Below are 23,222 nucleotides of genomic sequence, written 5' to 3'. Positions count from 1 at the left end.
GGAAGGGGAGGGCGTTAAACCATATTGTCGCTTGCAAAACCGCATCGTTGCTGAAAAATTCTGGATGCTTATTGAATGACAGGCATTCGGAAAGGGCTTTATATAGGGATAGGGCTGATTGCGGGCATTAAGATTAGGAAAAATGCTCCCATGGATTCAACAAACGGGAGCATTCTTAAGAACGGTGATTTAGCGGCCTAACCAATTTAGGGATGTGTTGTTTGTTCCGAAGGATGTTCCTTGGTGGCTTGTTCTAAAGTTTGCTCCAGAGTGCTTAGCATTTGCGCAGTTTTAGTTTGGAAAAAGGAAAAATGTTTTCCAGTCGCAAATTTATAACCTAGGTCAGCGGCAACAAAAAGAACCCCGAAGCCAGTGATGGTAGCTGCTAGATATCGTAATATAAGTTTAAAACCACGATGATTTTCTAAGGCGGAACGAGATTCAGCAATGGCATCCTGACATTCCTGCTTAAAGAGCTTGACATTACCCCGTTTGCCGAGGGTTTCGCCATAACTTTGCATGACTTTCTGATGAAGCAGCGCGGCAGCATTAGCAGCATCATCATGACCATCTTGTCTTAAAATTGCTGCTTTCGTGGCAATTGCATCCATTTGACTTTCAAAGCTTTCCTTAAGTTCCCCTAAAGTGGCGGCCTGTATTTGCAGCAGGCTTTCTTGTTCTTCGGTTGGGGAAGAAGAAGTATTTTCGATAGCTGCTGAGCGGGCCGTTAATTCTTCAGCCAGTAATTGTTTTCGATTGGTTTGTAAAACTCGATAAGTGCCGCCTTCCCTGTGCCATAATTCTGGTCTACCCAGTGTATTTAAAAAATCCAGATTGTGGACGTATGCTTCATTCTGAAGCGGGTCATGACTATCATGCCCATGGGCATAAACCAGTTTATAGCCATTATGCTCGGCTGGGCGCTCGATTGCCACGTAGCCTCTATTCCACATGACGCCTACAAAAGGGTATGCTTTTAAATCTGAACTGAAAAAAGTGTCACTATAACCTTTGTACATGGCCTCTGCTGGGCATAATTTACCTATAGTATTCCTTCTTGCATAGTCCTGGAATTTGCGGTTGATGTTATCTATCGTTTTAGCTAATTCAACTGCTGTAGAGTCCTCATAATTCACTCCAAACTGTTGGGCTAAATCTGCAATTGTATTTAATCCGATGGGCGCATGACTAAAAATTACAATTTCCGAATCATCCTCGCTTAATGTGTAGGAAATTACTTTCAGGCTTGGTTTATAAGCGCTGTCGGTGATTTCAAATACTTCTTTAGGCGTTATAAGTTTTCTCTCTATGAGAGTTTGCATATTTTCGAGGGAGCGTGCATGGTCATGTTTTAATAATGGCGCTTTGAACGCTTTATTTTCCTGATGCATCTCACAGGCTTGCAGAAATTCTACGCTGTGATTGGACATTAATATCTCAACTGAAACCTGCTGCTCGCGTAATTTCTGTAAAATTCTAAGGGTGAAATAATCATTGCTGCCTCTGTCAGCAAGCTCATCGCCGATGAGTCTGATGGCGGCCTTATTAAATTTAATCCCATTGATTATTCTGTTGAATTCATTAAGATCCGTTTTGGTTAGACGCTCAGCGCTCTTTTCGTAAATCGTAACCAATTGGGCATAGTCTTTATCATTGAGATTGCTGGTAATGCCTTGTTTTACGAGCATGAACATTAATTTCATGGCATTGCCATGAAGATCGCCAATTGTAATTTCAAAATCGGGATCCGCGGGGTGGATGTCTTTGGGGAATTGGAAAATATTAACTTCTTCTTGAATTATGGAATGCGTCACTATCCTCTCCTTCGTGAAAATCTCAGACTAAGATTGTATATGACTTCCCTTATGAAAATCTTAATGTTAAGGTTAAAGATTATACAAAAACCTTGGGAAGAAACAGAAAATCCCCAAAAAATATAAATGGCAGTTCAATACAGTCTTAAAAGAGCCTGGCCACTGTCGGTTTACCATTAAATCCAAGAGAATAAAACAGGTCAAATTTTGCTGAATAAGTTTTCGGCTTAAGTGCTTCTGCGCCTTTCATGGCAGTAAAAACGTTGTGCAACTTGCAACCGGATCTGCCATGCCTCAGCAATACTATTGGTAGCGAGAAATGTGGATTAATTATCTTCGTTTTTTCGATAAATGACCGCAATGTTACCAATTAACTGCACCAACTCAGCGCCCAGTTCTTCACAAATTTCTGTGGCAATCTGTTGACGCTCATCGCGCTCAACACCCGCAATTTTGATTTTAATTAACTCGTGCGCCTGGAGTGCATGATTGGTTTCCTCAAGAACAGCAGCGGTTAAACCTTTGGCACCTAAAAGGATCACAGGCTTAAGATGATGGGCTTTAGCCTTTAAAGATTGTCTGAATGCAGTGTCCATTAGGACTATCCCTCTCAATAAATGGCAAATTATTGCACGTTTTGCTGGGAAAAGGTAGTAAATTTGAGTATGATTCTAAGATTCCTAAAAGAGAATATGATATGCCCCGCTCCAAAAGCAGTAAACGCTGGTTGCAAGAACATTTTGATGATGCCTTTGTAAAAAAGGCACAGGCCGAAGGCTATCGCAGCCGTGCGGTATATAAGCTCAAAGAAATTGATGATAAAGAACAGTTGTTAAAACCTGGTATTACCGTTGTTGATCTGGGAGCTGCTCCAGGTGGATGGACTCAATATGTCACAGAAAGATTACAAGGACACGGCACAATTATTGCACTGGATATCTTACCAATGGATGCATTGCCGGAAGTTACCTTCATTCAGGGTGATTTCCGCGAGGATGAGGTGTTTGAGAAATTGATGAATATCATTCCTGAACGTGGTGTGGACTTGCTTTTGTCGGATATGGCCCCAAATATGAGTGGAGCCTCCGCAATTGACATCCCGCGTGCGATGTATTTGGCAGAGCTCGCCTTTGACTTTGCGGCGAAAGTGCTTAAGCCAGGAGGGAGTTTGGTCATGAAAGTCTTTCAGGGAACGGGGTTTGATGAGTTGCTGAAAGAGGCCCGTTTAAAATTTAGTAAAGTAATTATTCGTAAGCCTGCTGCATCACGTTCTCGTTCGCGAGAAACCTATTTGCTAGCGAAGGGCTATAATTTATAGTAACGTTATCGTTCGTAGAAATACGTCACCAATCGAGGTTAATGCTTTGAACGACATGGTAAAAAATTTATTTTTGTGGCTGATAATTGCGATTGTTTTGGTCTCAGTGTTCAGCAATTTCGGTCCACGTCATACATCCTCTGAGAAAATTTCCTACAGCAAGTTCCTGAAAGAAGTTGATCAAGGCATGATTAGCAATGTGACCATTGAAGACAATAAGGTCATCAAGGGTCTTACAAAAAATAATCATCGATTTGTCACTTACATGCCCATGCAGGACGATGCCTTGTTGGGTGAATTACTTAAAAATCAAGTTGATGTGAGTGGCCAGGAAAAACAACAAGAGAGCTTTTTGCTGCACTTGTTTATAAACTGGTTCCCGATGCTCCTTTTAATTGGCGTTTGGGTCTTTTTTATGCGGCAAATGCAAGGCGGCGGTGGCCGGGGAGCAATGTCGTTCGGACGTTCACGAGCACGATTGCTCGGTGAAGATCAAGTAAAAGTCACTTTCGCTGATGTCGCCGGTGTTGATGAAGCAAAAGAAGAGGTCAAAGAATTGGTGGACTTTTTGCGAGATCCTTCTAAATTCCAGAATTTGGGCGGCCGCATTCCACGAGGTGTACTGCTTGTGGGATCTCCAGGAACCGGTAAAACCTTGTTAGCCAAGGCCGTAGCTGGTGAAGCCAAAGTACCATTCTTTACTATTTCAGGTTCTGACTTCGTTGAAATGTTTGTGGGAGTCGGAGCTTCACGCGTTCGCGATATGTTTGAGCAAGCAAAAAAACATGCCCCTTGCATCATTTTTATCGATGAAATTGACGCCGTTGGACGCCATCGGGGAGCCGGTTTAGGTGGTGGCCATGATGAACGCGAACAAACACTGAATCAGTTACTGGTCGAAATGGATGGCTTTGAAGGGAACGAAGGAGTTATTGTCGTCGCCGCAACGAACCGTCCTGATGTTTTGGATCCTGCTCTCTTACGACCGGGCCGTTTTGACCGTCAAGTGGTAGTTCCCTTGCCAGATATTCGTGGACGTGAGCAGATTTTGAGAGTCCATTTACAAAAGGTACCTATTAATAAAGATGTTGAAATTTTACCGATAGCTCGTGGCACACCTGGATTTTCAGGGGCTGACTTAGCCAATTTGGTGAATGAAGCGGCTCTTTTTGCAGCGCGGGCGAACAAACGCAAAGTCGGTATGATTGAGCTCGATAAAGCAAAAGATAAAATCATGATGGGTGCAGAGAGGCGCTCCATGGTTATGGATGAAAATGAAAAGAAACTGACAGCCTATCACGAAGCCGGCCATGCAATCGTTGGCTTGTCTGTTCCTGAACACGATCCTGTGTATAAGGTCACTATTATTCCTCGTGGGCGGGCGCTCGGTGTTACGATGTTTTTGCCTGAGCAAGATCGCTACAGCCATAGCAAGCGACGGTTGGAAAGTCAGTTGTGTAGTTTGTTTGGTGGACGTATTGCCGAAGAGTTGATTTTTGGTGCCGAAAGCGTAACCACCGGTGCGTCCAATGATATCATGCGGGCAACCGAGATTTCGCGTAAAATGGTGACCACCTGGGGCTTATCTGCCCTAGGTCCACTGACCTTTGGTGAAGAGCAAGGAGAAGTTTTTCTCGGAAGAAGCGTAAGTCAGCATAAAGAAATTTCTGATAATACCGCACAGCAAATTGATGAAGAAGTTCGTCAGATTATTGATAGAAATTATCAAAGGGCGAAAGAAATTCTTTTGGCAAATATGGATAAATTGCATTTGATGGCAGAAGGCCTGATTAAATATGAAACCATTGATGCCAAACAAATCCAAGAAATCATGAGCGGCCATGAACCTTCCCCTCCAGAGGATTGGGATTCTCCCAAGCTCATTGACAAAGACAAAAAAGGTGGAGATAGCACATCGACCACAATTAACGGTAAGCCTCTTGATAAACCTGCTGGTGATCACAATTAATCTGAACTGGGGCAGCGCCTGGTCTCTATTCAGGTTAATGCCTCAGTTTAACTCAGTTAGGAAATAACCCTTGTAATTGAGAATTTGGCTGAAACAATCGTTCAGCCAAATTGATTCCATCGTCCGGTTTTATAATTCGAATTAATAATATTGACCATGAATAACCAACAATTTAAGCAGTGGTGCGAACTGTATGCACAAAGGTCATTGGCTTTTAATAAGCCTTTGATCATGGGAATCCTTAATATCACCGCGGATTCGTTTTCCGATGGTGGATTGTATCTGCAAAAAGAGGATGCTTTGAGGCAGGCGCGCACCATGGTTTCAGAAGGAGCTGATCTTATTGATGTAGGTGGCGAATCATCCCGACCCGGCGCCGTGGCTATAAGTCTTGATGAGGAGCTTGCCCGGGTAATTCCCGTAATTGAAGCATTGCGCTCAGAAACGGATGTTTGCATTTCAATAGATACCAGCAAAGCACAAGTAATGAAGGAGGCCGTTTCGGCTGGCGCATTTTTAATCAATGACATCAGCGCTCTTAGCGGTGAGAATGCCTTAGAAACTGCTGCATCTTTAAATGTCCCTGTTTGTCTTATGCACATGCAAGGTCAACCCAGTACTATGCAACTCAACCCTTACTATAAACAAGATGTGCTTCACGAGCTTAATGATTTCTTTGAACATAAAATATCAAGCTGCTTAATGGCCGGGATATGCCCGCGCAACCTCATTTTGGACCCAGGCTTTGGCTTTGGTAAATTGCCAGAGCACAATTTGCGGATTGTAAATAATTTGGGCGAGTTCCATAAACACCGTTTACCCTTGCTTTTGGGGGCTTCGCGCAAGAGCACTTTGGGGGTGATCTTAGGCAAAGAGGTGCACGAGCGTTTGCCAGGGGGGTTGAGTATTGCCATTGTGGCAGCACTGCATGGGGTTGGTATACTGCGAACCCATGATGTAGCCGCTACTCACCAATCCCTAACAATGCTGGAGGCTATCGTCAATGAATCCTTTAATCATCGGAACAGCGAAAAAATTAATAAAGATTAATTCGCTAAAAGCCTCATTGTGATAGTATAACGGTTTTGCCAGCTGAACATTTCACTCTTATTACAGATAACAATAACTAAGGTATAGAGGATAAACAGGATGAGTCAACGAAGATATTTTGGCACTGATGGTATTCGTGGTCGAGTTGGTTTATCCAATATTAACCCCGAGTTTATCCTCAAACTGGGTTGGGCTCTGGGAAGAGTTATTGGCGGTGGTGAACGTAAAAAAGTTTTAATAGGCAAAGACACCAGAATTTCTGGTTATATGTTGGAGTCTGCCCTGGAGGCTGGTCTTTCTGCAGCAGGTATCAACGTGAGTTTATTAGGTCCAATGCCAACACCGGCAATTGCCTATCTAACGCAAACATTGCGAGCTAATGCGGGAGTGGTAATCAGCGCCTCCCATAACCCATTTGAAGACAATGGCATTAAGTTCTTCTCGGCTGAGGGCAGCAAGTTCCCAGACGATCTGGAATTGGCTATTGAAGCAGAAATGGAAAAACCGCTTGAAGTGGCACCTTCCATTCAGTTGGGTAAAGCGATTCGAATCCATGATGCCCCCGGCCGCTATATTGAATTTTGCAAGTCAACGATCCCTCCCTTAACCCGATTAACGGGCTTAAAAATTGTTGTTGATTGCGCCAATGGCGCAACTTATCACATCGCTCCCAATGTGTTTAGCGAGTTGGGCGCAGAAGTGATTACCATTGCCAATAAACCTAATGGGTTTAACATCAATGAAAAATGCGGTTCTACTGCGCCAGAGCAGCTTTGCAATCAGGTTTTGCAAACCGGGGCTGATGTGGGGGTGGCCCTCGATGGGGATGGGGATCGCCTCATTTTGGTTGACGCGAAAGGCAAGATTGTGGATGGCGATCAGATCCTTTATATCATTACCAAAGATCGCTTGCAAAAAGACAGCTTGCACGGAGGGGTTGTAGGAACTTTAATGAGTAACTATGGCTTGGAAAAAGCCATTACTGATATGGGCGTACCCTTTTTACGAACGAAAGTGGGTGATCGCTACGTATTGGAAACATTAAAGAAAAAAGACTGGAAGATTGGTGGGGAGTCCTCGGGACATATTGTTTGCCTGGATAAAACAACAACAGGGGATGGAATTGTTGCGGCTTTGCAAGTTTTAGCCTCAATGGTTAAACAGGAAAAAACCCTGCAGCAGCTGGTTGAAGGAATTGAATTGCTGCCCCAGACCTTAATCAATATTAAAACCGAAAATGCAGCTCAGCTCTCCGAACACCCTCAGGTGCTTGAGAGAGTCGCTGCATTAAGTAATGATTTGGAGGGAGAGGGGCGAGTTCTTTTGCGACCTTCGGGAACGGAGCCATTATTAAGGGTCATGGTTGAGGGTAAGGACAATAAGACTGTACAAACTCAGGCCGAACAGTTATCTGAAGAAATTCAAAAGATTGAAAAGGCTTATTTTTAGGATTTTACAAATTACTGATGCCTATTGATTCACCTTGCTAACAGCCCATAAATTTATCCATTCATTGCGCTCATTAGGTAGCGCAATGAATAATTTCTTGATTCATTTCTTCAATTAAACGTTCTGTCCGAGTGGATTTAAAAAAGAAAAATTGACGGTAGTCAACTGGGCTTTCATTCTTAAAAAGACTAATAATGGTTGCACATAATTGCCCCAACCATTCACAAATCCGATAAAATCCGCGATGTCGCTGTAAGCATTGGTAACGTGGGTCAGACATAAAATGGAAGTGTTGCAATGCGGGATGGTTATTATCATTTTCCGCTAGAATTGCAACTTGATGGATATGCTTGAGTAACTGTTTGAGCAACTCGCCCTCTCTCGGATGCTTTTTAAATAATTTTTTTTGCTGTTCATATAAAGCGCGCAATTTGCTATTAAGAGAAGGGGTGCGTAACTCAGCTAATGTTTGATCATCGGAAGAAAACATAGGTTTTAGATTAACTAACCTTTGCCAATCTTGTTTTGGTACTGGGCAAAGCTTCTGGTAAGCTCTAAGGACGAGGAAGTCCTGATCCGGGTTTTGAATTTCAAAAAACAGATCTTGCAACACATGTAAGGCTTGATGGTAGCGTAGCTCATCTCGAATGTTTGCTTGTAAGCTAATGATTAAATGCTGGTACCAGTGCTGTAAATCACTGGGCAAAGTTGAGCTTAAATTGCTGATTAAACGGTTCCAGAAATGCAAATTGTCCTGATAAATGACCGTTTTAGTGAATGAGCTACTGGATTCAGAATCAGCTAAAGTTTCGTTGGCTTTGAGGGTGAATGTTTGAAGACAATCTTGCAATTCATTAATTTGTTGAACAATTACTTGTTTCGCCTGCTCTATCTTAAGGTGATTCTGAGAATAAGCAACCGTTTTTGCCAGCTCAGAACGTTTTGCCCGCAGAGTGCTTCTGAGCGTTGAGGCCTGTTTCTTCCCATCTTTCAGTTCAAGATTAATTTCATTGATACTGGCAATTTTCTGCAGACACTGCTCACAGGATTGAATTTTTTCTGTTAGTACAGAAATCTCTTGTTGACGCGCTTCAGCAGATTCGCGAAGCTGGGCAAGCTCTGTTGTTGAAGGCATTAACTCGTCCATATCGCCTATTAGCGTGTATTTTGTGCGAAGCTCAAGGACGGTCTTATCGATTGTAATTAATTCTTCCAACAACCTCAAAACGGTTTCAAGATTATCGGTTTGCTTGCTAATAAAGCCAATCCGCTCAATCAGATCCGAGAGCAACAATAAGTTATTGTCTGCCTTTAAACTGTATTGAGGTTCAAGCTCCGCTAAAAGTTTGATAGCTCGGGCACGCAGCACCTTTGAAGCGGGTTCGATTTTAAAAGTGGAATCTCCTGCAATCATGAAATCCTGACTTCGCAAGAGTTGCTCACGCAAATGATTGGCCTGGGTCGTTAATTCATGCTCTTGATGTAAAAGATTGAGATAATGATTTTCAAGTTGCTGAGAATGAACTTTTTGCATGAAATTTGAATTTGTACTCCATTCAAACCAGGACAGTGGATTGATTACGGAATTTTGCCAGGAAAGTTCTTGTGTTTTTTCTGCAATAAATTGTTCTTTATGAGGAGCCTTGGCGTATTCACTATTAAGTCTGTGTCGCTCATCTTCAGGCAATTGACATTCTTTCAGTTGCAGCTCAAGGCTTAAAAGTTCGGCATTAATCGTTTTAATTTGCTGCTTCTTGTGCTCTATATCTTCCTTGATTTCCTGCAAGGAAATATTTTCGGCCAATTCTTGTTGGATTTGTTCCAAATCCATTTTCAACTGATTTAATGAGGCCAACTTGTTGTGTCCTATTTTAAATAGTTTAATGGAATCGAAGCTGTCATCGCTGGTAATTACGGCCATGGACTTCAGCCTACCTGAAATTTCTTTGCGTTTAATGAAAGCTTCAGCCAATTGCAGGGAAATATTCTCGTGCGTAAGCGTGCGATGCTGATGATTCAGTAACTCAAAGTAAGCAAGAAGCAAATTCTGCTGCTGTGAAAGAGTCGTTGGTGTGCTTAGAGCAATGGTTGGTTCTTTAGCCACTAGATAACTGTTATAGGCTCTTAATAGGGCGGGATAGCATTCATTCAAATGTACCTGGTATTCTTCCAGTTTGGCCTTTAAAAATTCTGCACGTTTTTTCCGGTTGATTTGCTCCTGCTCAAGCCGGTGGATTTCTTCTCTCAGTGCCATTTCGATGTTCTGCTCATTAACCAATTGTTGCCAATCAATAACCTGGCTTCGAATATTACGTAAGGCGTGCCATAAAGATGCACAAGGTTTAGGAGGAACTACCAGTGGCTGAAAAAGTTCGCGATAGCTGTGGAATACAAAAGTGAGTTGTTCGAGATTGTGGGGCTGAGCAGAACTAGTCAATTCATGAACTAAATCCATCAATTCATCTTTCATGGCCGCACCTCCTTGCGCTTAACTTTGATTCTAACTGAACTAATTTGATTGACAAGAGGCAAATTCGAACGAAAATTCGTCAGCAAAAGAGTTAAAATTCAAAAATTAAAAGTTAACTCTAGGATTTGTTTGGAGTTTAAGGTATATTCTCGCACCGTAATCCTTTGGGGGATCAATGAGGAAAAAAATTGTTGCTGGCAACTGGAAGATGAATGGCAATATCAGCCAGATCAAAATATTATTACAGCAATTGCTGGAATATTTTGACAATCAACCAGGTTCAGCAACCTGTGTGGTGTTTCCTCCAGCGATTTATTTGCCTTTGGTAAAAGAAATAATCGCAGGGCATCCAATAAAATGGGGTGCGCAAAATGTCTATCCTAAGGAATGGGGCGCATATACTGGAGAATTGTCTGCTCCAATGCTATGCGACTACGACTGCCAGTATGTTTTAGTTGGCCATTCTGAGCGGCGGCGCCTCTTCCAAGAGGATGAAAATTTTATTGCAGATAAATTCCACCATGTCAAAGAACATGGTATGATACCGGTTCTTTGCGTTGGCGAAACGTTAGAAGAACGTAAACAGGGCTTAACAGAACAAGTGTTGGCAAAGCAGCTGCTTGCAATGACTGCAAAAGGTGACCGCTGCTTTAATGAATGCATAATAGCCTATGAGCCTGTTTGGGCAATAGGAACAGGGCAAACTGCTTCACCTGAGCAAGTACAAGAAGTGCATTCTTCAATAAGAGAATTGGTGGCTGACTTTAATCTTGAAGATGCTAATGAGCTGACTATACTGTACGGTGGCAGTGTCAATGAGAAAAATGCTGGCTCATTGTTTGCGATGCCAGACGTCGACGGTGGTTTGGTAGGTGGCGCATCATTAAATGCGCGACAGTTTGTGGATATTATGAAATGTATCAATTAGTTTTAATGATTCACGTGCTGGTTGCCATAGTCCTAATTGGCTTGGTTTTAATTCAGCATGGTAAAGGTGCCGATATTGGCGCAGCTTTTGGCTCTGGTGCATCCAATACGGTGTTTGGTAGCCAAGGTACAGGAAGTTTCCTGTTCAAATTAACTGGCGGTTTGGCCTTGACTTTTTTTGTCACGAGTTTGTCTCTGTCGTACATGGTATCCTCTCAATACCAGAAGGCTGCACAGCAAGCTATACCTCAGCAAACCATCGTACCAAAAAGTAACATTCCAGTGCCGGTTGATAGCAGTAAGAGCGGAAAACAATAATTGTAATCGATTAAGTAACTACTTGATTCGCTTACCAGAAAGTTAACAATGCCGAAGTGGTGAAATTGGTAGACACGCCGTCTTGAGGGGGCGGTGGCGCAAGCCGTGCCGGTTCGAGTCCGGCCTTCGGCACCAAATCCGAGCGATGTGAAATTATGCTATCACAATACTTACCTATACTAGTTTTTATTGTTCTTGGGCTCATCCTTGGTCTGGTCATGCTTGGAGCAGGTGCTCTGCTAAGCAAACATGACCCGTACCCGGTTAAAAACGCCCCTTATGAATGCGGTTTCAATGCATTTGAAAGCTCCCATATTCCCTTTGATGTCAGATTTTATTTAGTTGCTATACTATTTATTATTTTTGATTTGGAAACGGCCTTTTTTGTCCCATGGGCCTTGGTTTTACGTAAGATTGGTTGGTTCGGTTTTTCCGCAATGATGATCTTTCTAGGCTTATTGGTTATAGGCTTTATCTACGAATGGAAACGGGGCGCTCTTGAATGGGAGTGATCTATGCATTTCCAGAGAAAACCCTGATATTATCTTACACCAATTTAATTTAGAGGCTTGCTATGGCTGTTGCTGAATTGCAGAAAACTGGCTTTGTTACAACCTCGGTCGACAAGCTGCTTGGTTGGGCCCGGAGTGGCTCAATGTGGCCAATGACTTTTGGTTTGGCTTGTTGTGCTGTCGAAATGATGCACGTAGGTGCTGCACGTTATGACTTGGACCGATTCGGCATTATTTTTAGACCCAGTCCCAGACAATCGGATGTGATGATTGTTGCTGGAACTTTATGCAATAAAATGGCTCCCCCATTGCGTCGCGTGTATGATCAAATGCCAGAACCCAGATGGGTAATTTCAATGGGTTCTTGTGCCAATGGTGGTGGCTATTATCATTATTCTTACTCAGTTGTTCGTGGTTGCGATCGTATTGTTCCAGTTGATATTTATGTTCCTGGCTGTCCCCCAACCGCGGAAGCTCTTCTGTATGGCATTATTCAACTGCAGAATAAAATCAAAAACAAATCGATAATCGAAGCTTAGATCGGGGCAATCAGAGATGACAAAACTAACGAGCTTGGCTGAAAAATTAACTGGTGAATTGAATGGCTTGATTACCTCGATTGACGTGGCCAATGACGAAATTACCTTGGAGACAGAACTGGCTTATTTAAAGTCGGCCCTGTTTCAATTAAGGGATCATGAGGCATTTGCTTTTGAGCAATTAATCGATTTATGCGCTGTCGATTATCTACTCTATGGTGATTACGATTGGGAAACTGAAGAAGCAACTGAGAATGGGTTTTCGCGAGGGGTCGAACGGCAGGAAGCAAAGGCTTATTCCTTATCTAAACCGCGCTTTGCCGTAGTTTACCATTTGCTGTCAATCAAACTAAACCAGCGGATTCGCGTCAAGGTTTTTGTTGAAGAATCTCATTTAATTGTGCCTTCTGTTCATGAAATATGGAAAGGTGCAAACTGGTTTGAACGTGAAGCTTATGACCTATTTGGAATATTGTTTGATGGGCACCCCGACTTACGGCGTATTTTGACGGATTATGGATTTATTGGTCATCCCTTCCGCAAAGACTTCCCTTTAAGCGGCCATGTCGAAATGCGCTACGATGCCCGCTTGCAAAAAGTCATTTATGAACCCGTGGATATTGAAGCTAGAATTCTCGTGCCCAAGGTAATCAGAAATGATAATCGTTATCTTGGTCCTAAAAATGCAGGGGGCGAGCAATGATTGAATTAAAAAATTACACCCTAAATTTCGGTCCGCAACACCCTGCCGCTCATGGTGTATTACGTCTGGTTATGGAGCTGGAGGGTGAAACCATTGTACGTGCAGATCCACACATCGGTCTGCTGCATCGTGCAACCGAAAAACTTGCTGAAACCAAGCCCTACCTACAAAACGTGGGTTATATGGATCGCCTCGATTATGTTTCCATGATGTGTAATGAGCATGCCTATGTGCTGGCTTTGGAAAAGCTTTTGGGTATTGAGGTTCCCATTCGTGCGCAGTACATTCGCACCATGTTTGATGAAGTTACTCGTATTTTAAATCATTTGCTCTGGCTGGGTGCCACAGCTCTTGATATCGGCGCAATGACTGTTTTTCTATACTGTTTTCGTGAACGTGAAGACTTATTCGATTGCTACGAAGCCGTTTCCGGCGCAAGAATGCATGCCAAATATTATCGGCCCGGTGGTGTGGCTCGCGATTTGCCCGATAGCATGCCTAAATACAAACCTTCACGATGGCATAATGAGCGTGAAGTTGAAAAAATGAATGAGGACAGGAGTGGAAGCCTCCTGGATTTCCTGTGGGCTTTTACCGAACGTTTTCCAAATCGCATTGATGAATATGAAGCCTTGCTAACCGATAACCGAATTTGGAAACAGCGTACAGTAGATATTGGTATTGTTTCTCCTGAAACTGCTTTGCAATGGGGCTTTAGTGGCCCAATGCTTCGTGCATCTGGAATAGCTTGGGATTTGCGTAAAAAACAACCTTATGCGGTCTACGATAAGATGGATTTTGATATTCCCGTAGGTAAAACTGGCGATTGTTACGCCAGATATCTAGTTCGAGTGGCCGAATTGCGCCAATCCAATCGCATCGTTCGCCAGTGCATCGAATGGCTACGTAACAATCCGGGTCCAATTAAAGTGGATGATCACAAAATAACGCCTCCTACCCGCGAAGCAATGAAGCATGATATGGAAGCTTTAATTCACCATTTCAAACTGTTCACCGAAGGATTTTGCTTGCCAAGAGGAGAGGTGTATAGCGCTGTAGAGGCACCAAAAGGTGAATTCGGCATCTATTTGGTTTCGGATGGTGCGAATAAGCCTTATCGAATAAAAATACGCGCTCCTGGTTTTGCCCACTTGTCTTGTTTTGATGAAATGGCTCGTGGTCATTTGCTGGCAGATGGTGTGGCTATTTTAGCAAGCCAGGATATTGTTTTTGGTGAAATTGATCGCTAAATCTAGGCAAGTATTGTCTTGCTAGTATAAATTGTAAAGGTTAGAAAGAATGTCTGAGAACTCAGCTAAATTACTTCCTCAACTCATCTCACCAGCTGGTATAGATGAAATAAATACTTGGATTGCTAAATATCCTCCTAATGAAAAGCAATCTGCGGTGATGAGGGCATTAACGGTGGTGCAAGAGGAGCATGGCTATTTAACTCCTGAACTGATGGATGCAGTAGCCGAGTATTTAGATATGCCTTCCATTGCAGTTTACGAAGTATCCACCTTTTATACCATGTATGAGCATAAGCCAATCGGTAAGCATTTAATCAATGTTTGCACGAATATATCCTGCAAGCTCTGTGGTTCTAAGGAAGTCGTAAATTATTTAGAGCAAAAGCTCGGCATCAAGCTCGGTGAAACCACTGGGGACGGCAAATATACTTTAAGGTCAGTGGAATGTTTAGGCGCTTGCGTCAATGCGCCTATGATGCAAGTGGATAAAGATTATCACGAGAACCTGACCCCTGAGAAAATTGACCAGGTATTGGAACAATACCAATGAACACTAGAGGTGGGTTGTCATGGTTGAATTAAATCAAGTCTGTTACCGAACTTTTCATTTGGATGAGCCCTGGACCCTTGATGCTTATAAAAGCGTTGGAGGCTATAGCGCACTGCAGAGAATTTTTAGAGAAAAAATTTCACCACAGCAAATTATTGAGGAATTGAAAACATCGGCTTTGCGAGGTCGGGGTGGCGCAGGCTTCCCTACAGGTCTTAAGTGGAGCTTTATGAATCGCAATGCCCCTATACAAAAATATGTGGTGTGCAATTCGGATGAAGGTGAACCAGGCACTTGTAAAGATCGGGATATTTTGAGTAAAAATCCGCATCAATTAATAGAAGGCATGATCATTGCCGGTTACACCATGGGAGCTACTGTTGGCTATAACTACATCCGTGGGGAATTCTGGCTTCCATTTGAACGCATGGAGGCAGCCCTAAAAGAAGCGTATGCAGCTGGATTCTTAGGTAAAAATATTTTGGGGTCAGGCGTTGACTTTGATCTGTACAATCATTTGGGAGCTGGAGCATACATCTGCGGCGAGGAAACAGCTCTTCTTAACTCATTGGAAGGAAAGAAAGGTCAGCCACGCTTCAAACCCCCTTTTCCTGCTAATTACGGTCTTTATGGCAAACCTACAACCATTAACAACACGGAAACTTTCGCCTCTGTGCCAGTAATTCTGGAGAAGGGGGGCGAGTGGTTTTTAAAATTGGGCAAACCTAATAATGGCGGGGCAAAGTGCTTTAGCGTCAGCGGGCACGTCAACAAGCCAGGAAATTTTGAAATTCCTCTGGGTACTCCTTTTAAAACCCTGCTTGAACTGGCAGGGGGAGTTCGTCAAGGCCGAAAAATTAAGGCGGTAATACCAGGTGGAACTTCGATGAAAGTTTTACCAGGCGACGTCATGATGACCCTTGATATGGATTATGACAGCATTCAAAAAGCTGGCTCCGGTTTAGGATCAGGAGCAGTGATAATCATGGATGAGACCACCTGCATGGTTGATGCTTTATACAGAATATCTGAATTTTATATGGATGAATCTTGTGGGCAATGCACTCCTTGCCGTGAAGGGACAGGATGGATGGTAAGGCTTATTCATCGAATTAGAGAAGGGCATGGTGAGCTGGGTGATATTGAGAAGCTTGCGAATGTAGCTGACAAAATCGAAGGGCGCACTATTTGTGCTCTAGGAGAAGCTGCGGCTTGGCCTGTACAGAGTTTTGTGAAGCATTTTTATCACGAATTTGAGTATTTCATTAAGCATAAGCGCTCGATGGTTACGGCTTAATTGGAGAGTACCATCAGCTGATGAATTAGAGGTTTGGTAACCGGTAAGTTTGAGTGCAGTTGTACAAGTTTATCCTGAAGCAGGCATAGAAAATATGCGCAATTTGAAGAGTTTTTTTCAGATAGGGCTAAAGCACAACCGTTCCAAACTGATCCATTACAATTGAGAAGGTTTGAACAATGGCTACCATTGAAATCGACGGTAAAACATTTGAAGTAGAAAACGGTAAGATGATTATTGAGGTTGCAGACGAAGCAGGAATTTATATCCCGCGTTTCTGCTACCACAAGAAATTGTCAGTGGCTGCAAATTGCCGCATGTGTCTGGTCGAAGTTGAAAATGGTCGCAAGCCGGTTCCTGCTTGTGCTACTCCAATTACCAATGGCATGAAAGTATACACAAAGTCAGAAGAAACCATTCGCTCGCAGGAAGCAGTTATGGAATTTCTTTTGATAAACCATCCCTTGGACTGCCCGATTTGCGATCAGGGTGGTGAGTGTGAGCTACAAGACATCTCCATGGGCTTTGGCTATGACTCATCTGAATATGAGGAAAGCAAACGCTCCGTTGATGATGATAACCTGGGAACCTTAATTGCAACAGAAATGACTCGCTGCATTCATTGCACACGTTGTGTCCGCTTTGGTGAGGAAATTGCTGGCATGCGTGAATTAGGTGCGACAGGGCGTGGTGAAGCCATGCAAATTGGTACTTTTGTCAATCACAGCATGCGATCAGAAGTATCCGGAAACATCATCGATCTTTGCCCAGTTGGTGCCCTCACTTCTAAACCGTTCCGCTTTAAAGCAAGGGCTTGGGAGCTTAATCAATATGACGGCGTAGCACCACACGATTGCTTAGGGTCAAACATTCATTTGCATGTTCGCCGAAACGAGTTATTGCGGGTTGTCCCCAAGGAAAATGAATCCATCAATGAGACCTGGCTCTCAGATCGCGATCGTTTCAGTTATCTGGGATTAAACCATGAGGCACGCGCTAGCCAACCTATGATTAAGCGTGATGGTCAATGGGAAGTAGTGGATTGGAGCACCGCATTAAAGTTTGCAGCGGAAGGCATTAGCCGGGTCATCAAACAATACGGTCCTGAGCAATTTGCAGCGTTTGCCTCTCCTTCATCTACGCTTGAAGAGTTGTATTTATTGCAAAAATTCATGAGAGAGTTAGGCGTTCACAATGTTGATCACCGCATTCAGCAAGCGGATTTTCGTGATCAGGCTAATTTGCCAACAATGCCAGAAAGCACGCTGCAGTATTCTGAGCTTGAAAATCAAAATAGCATTCTATTATTGGGTTGCAACATACATCGAGAAGTACCACTAGCTGGTGTGCGCGTTCGTAAAGCTTACCGTAATGGCGCTAAAATTTTTGCGATTAACCCAGTGGATTACCCATTCCATTTTGAAACCACCAGCAAAATAATCGTTTCCCCCCAGGAAATGACAATGCAACTGGCTAAGCTAGTCCTGGCTTTGAATGATGATGTTTCTGCATTACCCACAGAAGTACAGAAACTGCTATTAGGGTTGCAAGCTGACGAGACCAGTTCAGCCATGGCTGAAGTATTAAAGCAGGGCAATGCCGCAGTCGTTACTGGGGCCTTGTTTGAAAATCATCCCGATGCTTCATTATTAAGAACCCTGGTCTATTTTATAGAACAACAAGGAATACGGGTTTTAAGATTAAGCACAGGAGCCAATGCGGCCGGAGCATGGTTGGCAGGAATGGTGCCTCATCGCACACTTGCAGGCAAAACTGTTGAAAATCCAGGCATGGATGTGCAGACGGCCTTGAATGCCAAATTAAAAGGTTATTTCCTGTTAGCACTCGAGCCAGGCTACGATTTCGCCAATCCAAGCCGGGCGCGCCAATCGATGCTGGGAGCGGAATTTGTTGTTTTATTATCCGCATTCCAACATGAGTCAATGCAGGATTATGCCAATGTTATTCTCCCTATTGCGCCTTTTGCAGAAACATCAGGCACCTATATTAATGTGGACAGAGCATGGCAAACGGTAAAAGGGGCAAAAACCCCTCATGCTGAGGCAAGGCCAGCTTGGAAAATCATTAGAGTTTTGGCGAATTTGCTCCATTGCGAAGGATTTGAATATCTTTCCTCAGAAGAAGTGCTCAATGAAATTAAAACCTTAGCGGACATGCAGACTGAAACCAAATATGAACCCTATTTAGCGGAGTCGCTGCCAGCAATTAACCAACAGTTGGTACGCGTTGGGGAATGGCCTTTATATCGCTCAGATATGATTGTTCGCCATGCTCTTGCTCTGCAAAAATGTGCAGCCGCAGAAACGGCTTGCATCCGTATTCATCCATCAACTGCTGAAAGGTTGAAATTAGATGAAGTTGCTACTGTATCTCAAGGTGATATTGAGATAACATTGCCGCTTAAACGAGACGAGCGTATCGCGCCCGATGTTGTCTGGGTGGCCAATGCAATGCCAGAGACAATAGATTTGGGGCACTCTTTTGCTGCCATAACAATAAAGCGCTAAGGTAAAAATATGCTACAAGACATCGGCATTTTGCTATGGATAATTATTAAAATCTTGGTGATTGTGGTGCCACTTCTTATTGTGGTTGCCTACCTGATTTACTTTGAAAGAAAGGTAATTGGTTACATTCAGGCACGCATTGGCCCAAACCGTGTAGGTTGGCTGGGGTTGTTACAACCATTTGCAGATCTGTTTAAATTAATAACCAAAGAAATCATTATACCAAGCCGTTCCAACAGGTATTTGTTTGTCATTGCACCATTGCTCTCTTTAGCACCTGCATTGGCCGGATGGGCGGTGATCCCTTTTTCAGAAGGTGTTGTATTATCTAATATTAATGCCGGTGTGCTTTACCTGTTTGCCTTAAGTTCACTGGGAGTTTATGGGGTTCTCATTGCTGGTTGGGCCTCAAACTCCAAATACGCCATGTTTGGCTCACTCAGAAGCGCTGCACAAACGGTTTCCTATGAGATTGCAATGGGCTTTTCCATTGTAGGGGTACTACTAGCAGCAGGCAGCATGAATTTAACGGACGTAGTCAATTCTCAACGAGGGGGAATATGGCACTGGTGGTTTTTGCCGTTACTGCCGCTATTCTTTGCCTTTTGGATTTCTGGTATTGCCGAAACCAATCGTGCACCCTTTGATTTGGCCGAAGGCGAATCTGAGATTGTTGCCGGATTTCATGTGGAGTATTCAGGTATAGGTTTCGCGCTGTTTTTCTTGGCCGAATATGCGAGCATGATATTGATATCAGCAACCATCAGCGTACTGTTTTTGGGAGGATGGTTGTCGCCATTTGAAGGCATTCCTGTACTTCACAGTATTTTCTTCGTGGTTCCAGGTTTTGTCTGGCTGATGTTAAAGATAACATTCTTCCTGTTTGTTTACTTATGGATCCGTGCCACCTTCCCCCGCTATCGCTACGACCAACTGATGCGCCTGGGATGGAAAGTACTAATACCAGTGACAATCGTTTGGGTGATTGTTACAGCATTAATGGTCTTGGCGCATGTTAAGCCGTGGTTTTAACTCGTGAAATTGAGCAGAGCTAATGAAACAAGCATATCGATACATTAAACACTATGTTCGCAGTTTTCTGCTGTGGGAACTATTCAGCGGATTGGCTGTAACCGGAAAATATTTTTTTAAAAAGAAAGTCACGGTTCAGTTTCCTGAAGAGAAAACTCCGGTCTCTCCTCGTTTCAGAGGTATGTTGGCACTTAGAAGATATCCAAATGGTGAGGAGAGGTGCATCGCCTGCAAATTGTGTGAAGCCGTATGTCCAGCTTTAGCAATTACCATTGAATCTGAACCACGTGAGGATGGTTCGAGACGCACTACCAGATATGACATTGATACATTCAAATGCATATACTGCGGCTTGTGTGAAGAATCTTGTCCCGTCGATTCAATTGTTGTCACTCCCATTCAGCATTGGCATGTCAGTGAGCGTGGTCAAAACATCATGACTAAAGAAAAACTCTTGGCTGTCGGTGATTTGATGGAGAAAAAACTGGCAGCAGATCGGCAAGCTGACAAAAAATTCCGCTAATAGGATGAGAACATGCACGAAATCTTTATACAAATAGCCTTTTATGTTTTTGCTGCAGTGGCATTGTTGTCTGCATTAATGGTTATTACCCAAAATAACCCTGTCCGCTGTGTACTTTTCTTAGTGCTTACCTTTTTTGCAACGGCAGCCTTGTGGATTATAGCGGAAGCTGAGTTTCTGGCCCTGATTCTGGTACTTGTCTATGTGGGTGCGGTCATGACCTTATTCCTCTTTGTGGTTATGATGCTAAACATCGACGTCGAATCCATGAAAGCTCATTTTGTCCGGTATTTGCCTTTTGGCCTCATTTTAGTGGCTTTGCTGACAGGTTTATTGCTGGTGGCAATCCCCGAAAATACATTTAACAAAGCGGTAGAGAATAGCTCAGTTGCAAATGCATCTTCTGTGCCCTTGGAAGATGAAAATTTCATACCTTCTTTGCAACCCATTTCCAACTCAGAGCAAATAGGCCTGGTTCTTTACACCGATTACGTTTTAGCCTTTGAAATTGCTTCTGTATTACTGTTGGTTGCCATCATTTCAGCAATTACTTTGGTGCATCGGGGTGCAGCACGATCCAAACGCCAGGACATAACCAAGCAAATTATGACCCGTCAACAGGATCGAATGGAACTCGTTAAGATGCAAGCCGAAGAAAAAGTTTAGGAATAGCCAATGATCCCATTAAATAATTATTTGATATTAGCGGCAATTATGTTCGGCTTGAGTCTCATCGGCATTATGTTGAATCGCAAAAACATCATCCTGCTTCTAGTTTGCGTTGAATTAATGCTACTGGCAGTAAATACGAACTTCATTGCATTTTCTCATTTCTATGGTGGTGTTGCAGGACAAGTATTCGTCTTTTTTATATTAACTGTTGCTGCTGCAGAAGCAGCGATTGGCTTAGCTATTGTAATGTTGCTCTATCGAAACCGTGGCAATATTGATGTTGATAAGATGAATCATTTAAAAGGTTGATAACGTGAGTATACAACAACTATGTCTCGTAATTGTTCTGGCACCACTGTTTGGCTCTGTGGTTGCAGGGTTTTTTCGTAATCAGATAGGCCGGGTTGGGGCACATTCTGTGACAATATTTGGGGTTGGCTTATCGCTTCTGCTGTCAATTTATGTTGCCACCATGATTTTGAGCGGGGCGGCAGACAGTGTTAATGTGAATTTGTTTACATGGGCGAGCGGTGGAGATTTATTTCCCTATAGTTTCCAGATAGGCTTTTTAATTGACCCTTTAACCTCAATTATGCTGCTTGTGGTCACGTTTGTATCCTTTCTTGTCCATATTTATACAATTGGCTATATGGCTGATGACGATGGCTACCAAAGGTTTTTCAGCTACATCTCTCTTTTTACCTTTATGATGCTTATGCTGGTCACTGCTAATAATTTCCTACAGTTGTTTTTTGGTTGGGAAGGTGTGGGTTTGGTTTCTTATTTGCTTATCAGCTTTTGGTATTATAAAGAATCTGCAATCGAAGGCGGACTTAAAGCATTTTTGGTTAACCGGGTGGGTGATTTTGGATTTATTTTAGGGATCGGATTGGTTCTTGCCTACACGGGTAGTTTGGATTATGAAACAGTGTTTCGTAGTGCTAATTCTTTAGCAAGTCAGTCTATCGAATTATTTGCTGGCCATCCCTGGTCTGTAATTACAGTTAGCTGCCTTTTATTATTTGTTGGGGCAATGGGTAAATCGGCACAGGTCCCTTTGCACGTGTGGCTCCCTGAATCCATGGAAGGTCCTACTCCCATTTCAGCCTTGATTCATGCTGCTACAATGGTGACCGCTGGCGTATTTATGGTAGCTAGAATTTCGCCCTTGGTTGAATTGTCCAATGTTGCACTGAGCACTATTATCGTAATCGGCGCTACAGGAGCATTGTTTACTGGAATTCTGGCTTTGGTCATGAATGACATTAAGCGTGTGGTGGCTTACTCAACCTTGTCGCAATTAGGCTATATGATGGTCGCCATGGGAGCCTCGGCTTATAGTGCAGGCATATTTCATTTGCTTACCCATGCCTGTTTCAAAGCCTTGTTATTTCTCGCGGCCGGCTCAGTAATTATTGGTATGCACCATGAGCAAGATATGCGGAAAATGGGTGGTATTTGGAAGAAAATGCCCATCACATATGTGACATTTTTAATTGGAAGCTTGGCTCTCTGCGCACTGCCACCTTTCGCCGGATTTTATTCAAAAGATACCATCATTGAAGCAGCTAAATTATCAGAAATTCCTGGAAGCGGATATGCCTATTTCTGCGTCGCCGCTGGAGCGATGGTGACTGCTTTATATACTTTTCGTGCGCTATTCATGACTTTCCATGGACAGCCACGCATGGATGAGCATAGTTTCGAGCACATTCATGAATCCCCATGGGTTGTTTGGTTTCCTTTAGTGATGCTGGCCATACCCTCAGTGGTTATAGGTTACATCTTATACATGCCAATGCTTTTCAATGCGCCATCCTTGTTAGGTAAGTCTTTGTTTGTATTACCTGAACATAATGTGCTGGGCGAACTGGCTCGAGAAGTTTCTTCACCCTGGCAACAGGCACTGCACTCCATATTGTCTCCGCTATTCTGGATTACTATTGCTGGAATTGTCATTGCCTGGCTTTGTTATATTGCTGTGCCGACTCTACCAGGAAAACTCGCTCGGACATTCTCTTTGCCCTATCGAATTCTCTTGAATAAGTATGGATTTGATTCATTCAATGATTTATTCATTGTCCGCGGCTCAAAAGCACTTGGCCGCTTGTTCTACAACGTTGGTGACCAGAAGCTGATCGATGGAATGATTGTCAATGGAACTGGACGAACTGTACGGTGGTTTGCCCAAAAAGGACGTGCAATGCAGAGTGGTTATCTATATCACTATGCAACGGTGATGGTTTTCGGTTTGTTTATTTTCTTATGCTGGTTGTTACTTGGCTGATTATAAGGTGA

The 23,222-nt window shown here is 43.2% G+C and carries 21 protein-coding genes and 1 tRNA gene; 19 read left to right on the top strand and 3 right to left on the bottom strand.

Annotation, left to right across the window (positions count from 1 at the left end; genetic code table 11):
- Positions 1 to 206: 206 nt before the first annotated feature.
- Positions 207 to 1,814, bottom strand: coding sequence for a Dot/Icm T4SS effector Wip (gene wip, locus EL203_RS13035; protein WP_058471804.1), 1,608 nt, complete (start codon positions 1,812 to 1,814; stop codon positions 207 to 209).
- A gap of 326 nt (positions 1,815 to 2,140) precedes the next feature.
- Positions 2,141 to 2,410, bottom strand: a complete 270-nt coding sequence (gene yhbY / locus EL203_RS13030; protein ID WP_058471805.1) for a ribosome assembly RNA-binding protein YhbY — start codon at positions 2,408 to 2,410, stop codon at positions 2,141 to 2,143.
- A gap of 101 nt (positions 2,411 to 2,511) precedes the next feature.
- Here yhbY and rlmE point away from each other — a divergent pair, with 101 nt between their 5' ends.
- From rlmE to glmM, 4 genes are all read left to right on the top strand, one after another.
- Entirely contained in the window at positions 2,512 to 3,132 is a 621-nt protein-coding gene (gene rlmE, locus EL203_RS13025; RefSeq protein WP_058472262.1) for a 23S rRNA (uridine(2552)-2'-O)-methyltransferase RlmE, read from the top strand.
- Positions 3,133 to 3,187: 55 nt separating this feature from the next.
- Positions 3,188 to 5,101, top strand: coding sequence for an ATP-dependent zinc metalloprotease FtsH (gene ftsH / locus EL203_RS13020; RefSeq protein ID WP_058471806.1), 1,914 nt, complete (start codon positions 3,188 to 3,190; stop codon positions 5,099 to 5,101).
- A 156-nt stretch (positions 5,102 to 5,257) separates the two neighbouring features.
- A complete protein-coding gene (folP, locus tag EL203_RS13015) occupies positions 5,258 to 6,151 on the top strand; it encodes a dihydropteroate synthase (RefSeq protein WP_058471807.1) in 894 nt (297 codons plus the stop codon).
- Positions 6,152 to 6,250: 99 nt separating this feature from the next.
- Positions 6,251 to 7,600, top strand: a complete 1,350-nt coding sequence (gene glmM, locus EL203_RS13010) for a phosphoglucosamine mutase (RefSeq protein ID WP_058471808.1) — start codon at positions 6,251 to 6,253, stop codon at positions 7,598 to 7,600.
- A 73-nt stretch (positions 7,601 to 7,673) separates the two neighbouring features.
- Here glmM and EL203_RS13005 read toward each other — a convergent pair whose 3' ends face one another.
- Positions 7,674 to 10,070: a coiled-coil domain-containing protein gene (locus EL203_RS13005; RefSeq protein ID WP_058471809.1), complete on the bottom strand. Its 2,397-nt coding sequence runs from the start codon at positions 10,068 to 10,070 to the stop codon at positions 7,674 to 7,676.
- Between the two features lie 175 nt (positions 10,071 to 10,245).
- On the opposite strand from EL203_RS13005, the gene tpiA reads away from it, so the two are divergent.
- The 15 genes from tpiA to nuoL all read left to right on the top strand — a co-directional run bounded on the left by tpiA (position 10,246) and on the right by nuoL (position 23,211).
- Positions 10,246 to 10,998, top strand: a complete 753-nt coding sequence (tpiA, locus tag EL203_RS13000; protein WP_058471810.1) for a triose-phosphate isomerase — start codon at positions 10,246 to 10,248, stop codon at positions 10,996 to 10,998.
- The gene (gene secG, locus EL203_RS12995) at positions 10,986 to 11,315 is read left to right on the top strand and encodes a preprotein translocase subunit SecG (protein WP_058471811.1); all 330 of its coding nucleotides are present in this window, start codon (positions 10,986 to 10,988) and stop codon (positions 11,313 to 11,315) included. The genes tpiA and secG overlap by 13 nt, the downstream gene beginning before the upstream one ends.
- 50 nt (positions 11,316 to 11,365) lie before the next feature.
- A tRNA-Leu gene (locus tag EL203_RS12990) sits at positions 11,366 to 11,450 on the top strand.
- 20 nt (positions 11,451 to 11,470) lie between these two features.
- Entirely contained in the window at positions 11,471 to 11,827 is a 357-nt protein-coding gene (locus tag EL203_RS12985; RefSeq protein WP_058471812.1) for an NADH-quinone oxidoreductase subunit A, read from the top strand.
- A gap of 62 nt (positions 11,828 to 11,889) precedes the next feature.
- On the top strand, positions 11,890 to 12,366 hold the full coding sequence (locus tag EL203_RS12980; RefSeq protein ID WP_058471813.1) for a NuoB/complex I 20 kDa subunit family protein: 477 nt from the start codon (positions 11,890 to 11,892) through the stop codon (positions 12,364 to 12,366).
- 16 nt (positions 12,367 to 12,382) lie between these two features.
- On the top strand, positions 12,383 to 13,069 hold the full coding sequence (locus tag EL203_RS12975) for an NADH-quinone oxidoreductase subunit C (RefSeq protein ID WP_058471814.1): 687 nt from the start codon (positions 12,383 to 12,385) through the stop codon (positions 13,067 to 13,069).
- On the top strand, positions 13,066 to 14,319 hold the full coding sequence (locus EL203_RS12970; protein WP_058471815.1) for an NADH-quinone oxidoreductase subunit D: 1,254 nt from the start codon (positions 13,066 to 13,068) through the stop codon (positions 14,317 to 14,319). Before EL203_RS12975 ends, EL203_RS12970 begins: the two co-directional genes overlap by 4 nt.
- A 49-nt stretch (positions 14,320 to 14,368) precedes the next feature.
- The gene (gene nuoE / locus EL203_RS12965) at positions 14,369 to 14,872 is read left to right on the top strand and encodes an NADH-quinone oxidoreductase subunit NuoE (RefSeq protein ID WP_058471816.1); all 504 of its coding nucleotides are present in this window, start codon (positions 14,369 to 14,371) and stop codon (positions 14,870 to 14,872) included.
- Positions 14,873 to 14,891: 19 nt separating this feature from the next.
- Complete coding sequence (nuoF, locus tag EL203_RS12960) at positions 14,892 to 16,169, top strand: NADH-quinone oxidoreductase subunit NuoF (RefSeq protein WP_058471817.1); 1,278 nt, start codon at positions 14,892 to 14,894, stop codon at positions 16,167 to 16,169.
- A 179-nt stretch (positions 16,170 to 16,348) separates the two neighbouring features.
- Positions 16,349 to 18,697, top strand: coding sequence for an NADH-quinone oxidoreductase subunit NuoG (gene nuoG, locus EL203_RS12955; RefSeq protein WP_058471818.1), 2,349 nt, complete (start codon positions 16,349 to 16,351; stop codon positions 18,695 to 18,697).
- A gap of 9 nt (positions 18,698 to 18,706) precedes the next feature.
- Positions 18,707 to 19,729: an NADH-quinone oxidoreductase subunit NuoH gene (gene nuoH / locus EL203_RS12950; RefSeq protein ID WP_058471819.1), complete on the top strand. Its 1,023-nt coding sequence runs from the start codon at positions 18,707 to 18,709 to the stop codon at positions 19,727 to 19,729.
- 22 nt (positions 19,730 to 19,751) lie between these two features.
- Positions 19,752 to 20,252 (top strand): NADH-quinone oxidoreductase subunit NuoI, encoded by a 501-nt coding sequence (nuoI, locus tag EL203_RS12945; RefSeq protein ID WP_058471820.1) that lies wholly within the window; start codon positions 19,752 to 19,754, stop codon positions 20,250 to 20,252.
- Between the two features lie 12 nt (positions 20,253 to 20,264).
- Entirely contained in the window at positions 20,265 to 20,918 is a 654-nt protein-coding gene (locus tag EL203_RS12940) for an NADH-quinone oxidoreductase subunit J (protein ID WP_058471821.1), read from the top strand.
- A 9-nt stretch (positions 20,919 to 20,927) separates the two neighbouring features.
- Positions 20,928 to 21,233, top strand: coding sequence for an NADH-quinone oxidoreductase subunit NuoK (nuoK, locus tag EL203_RS12935; RefSeq protein WP_058471822.1), 306 nt, complete (start codon positions 20,928 to 20,930; stop codon positions 21,231 to 21,233).
- 4 nt (positions 21,234 to 21,237) lie between these two features.
- Complete coding sequence (gene nuoL / locus EL203_RS12930) at positions 21,238 to 23,211, top strand: NADH-quinone oxidoreductase subunit L (protein ID WP_058471823.1); 1,974 nt, start codon at positions 21,238 to 21,240, stop codon at positions 23,209 to 23,211.
- Positions 23,212 to 23,222 lie beyond the last annotated feature (11 nt).

It is taken from the genome of Legionella jordanis, assembly GCF_900637635.1.
In the GTDB taxonomy this organism is placed as follows: domain Bacteria; phylum Pseudomonadota; class Gammaproteobacteria; order Legionellales; family Legionellaceae; genus Tatlockia; species Tatlockia jordanis.
The sequence above is the reverse complement of the archived record's forward strand: the minus strand, read 5'-3'. Positions and strand labels throughout refer to the sequence as shown.

Bases quoted from the DNA above. Each gene is read 5' to 3' on its own strand.
- yhbY (WP_058471805.1), bottom strand. From the start codon at position 2,410: ATGGACACTGCATTCAGACAATCTTTAAAGGCTAAAGCCCATCATCTT.
- rlmE (WP_058472262.1), top strand. From the start codon at position 2,512: ATGCCCCGCTCCAAAAGCAGTAAACGCTGGTTGCAAGAACATTTTGAT.
- ftsH (WP_058471806.1), top strand. From the start codon at position 3,188: ATGGTAAAAAATTTATTTTTGTGGCTGATAATTGCGATTGTTTTGGTC.
- folP (WP_058471807.1), top strand. From the start codon at position 5,258: ATGAATAACCAACAATTTAAGCAGTGGTGCGAACTGTATGCACAAAGG.
- glmM (WP_058471808.1), top strand. From the start codon at position 6,251: ATGAGTCAACGAAGATATTTTGGCACTGATGGTATTCGTGGTCGAGTT.
- EL203_RS13005 (WP_058471809.1), bottom strand. From the start codon at position 10,070: ATGAAAGATGAATTGATGGATTTAGTTCATGAATTGACTAGTTCTGCT.
- tpiA (WP_058471810.1), top strand. From the start codon at position 10,246: ATGAGGAAAAAAATTGTTGCTGGCAACTGGAAGATGAATGGCAATATC.
- secG (WP_058471811.1), top strand. From the start codon at position 10,986: ATGTATCAATTAGTTTTAATGATTCACGTGCTGGTTGCCATAGTCCTA.
- EL203_RS12985 (WP_058471812.1), top strand. From the start codon at position 11,471: ATGCTATCACAATACTTACCTATACTAGTTTTTATTGTTCTTGGGCTC.
- EL203_RS12980 (WP_058471813.1), top strand. From the start codon at position 11,890: ATGGCTGTTGCTGAATTGCAGAAAACTGGCTTTGTTACAACCTCGGTC.
- EL203_RS12975 (WP_058471814.1), top strand. From the start codon at position 12,383: ATGACAAAACTAACGAGCTTGGCTGAAAAATTAACTGGTGAATTGAAT.
- EL203_RS12970 (WP_058471815.1), top strand. From the start codon at position 13,066: ATGATTGAATTAAAAAATTACACCCTAAATTTCGGTCCGCAACACCCT.
- nuoE (WP_058471816.1), top strand. From the start codon at position 14,369: ATGTCTGAGAACTCAGCTAAATTACTTCCTCAACTCATCTCACCAGCT.
- nuoF (WP_058471817.1), top strand. From the start codon at position 14,892: ATGGTTGAATTAAATCAAGTCTGTTACCGAACTTTTCATTTGGATGAG.
- nuoG (WP_058471818.1), top strand. From the start codon at position 16,349: ATGGCTACCATTGAAATCGACGGTAAAACATTTGAAGTAGAAAACGGT.
- nuoH (WP_058471819.1), top strand. From the start codon at position 18,707: ATGCTACAAGACATCGGCATTTTGCTATGGATAATTATTAAAATCTTG.
- nuoI (WP_058471820.1), top strand. From the start codon at position 19,752: ATGAAACAAGCATATCGATACATTAAACACTATGTTCGCAGTTTTCTG.
- EL203_RS12940 (WP_058471821.1), top strand. From the start codon at position 20,265: ATGCACGAAATCTTTATACAAATAGCCTTTTATGTTTTTGCTGCAGTG.
- nuoK (WP_058471822.1), top strand. From the start codon at position 20,928: ATGATCCCATTAAATAATTATTTGATATTAGCGGCAATTATGTTCGGC.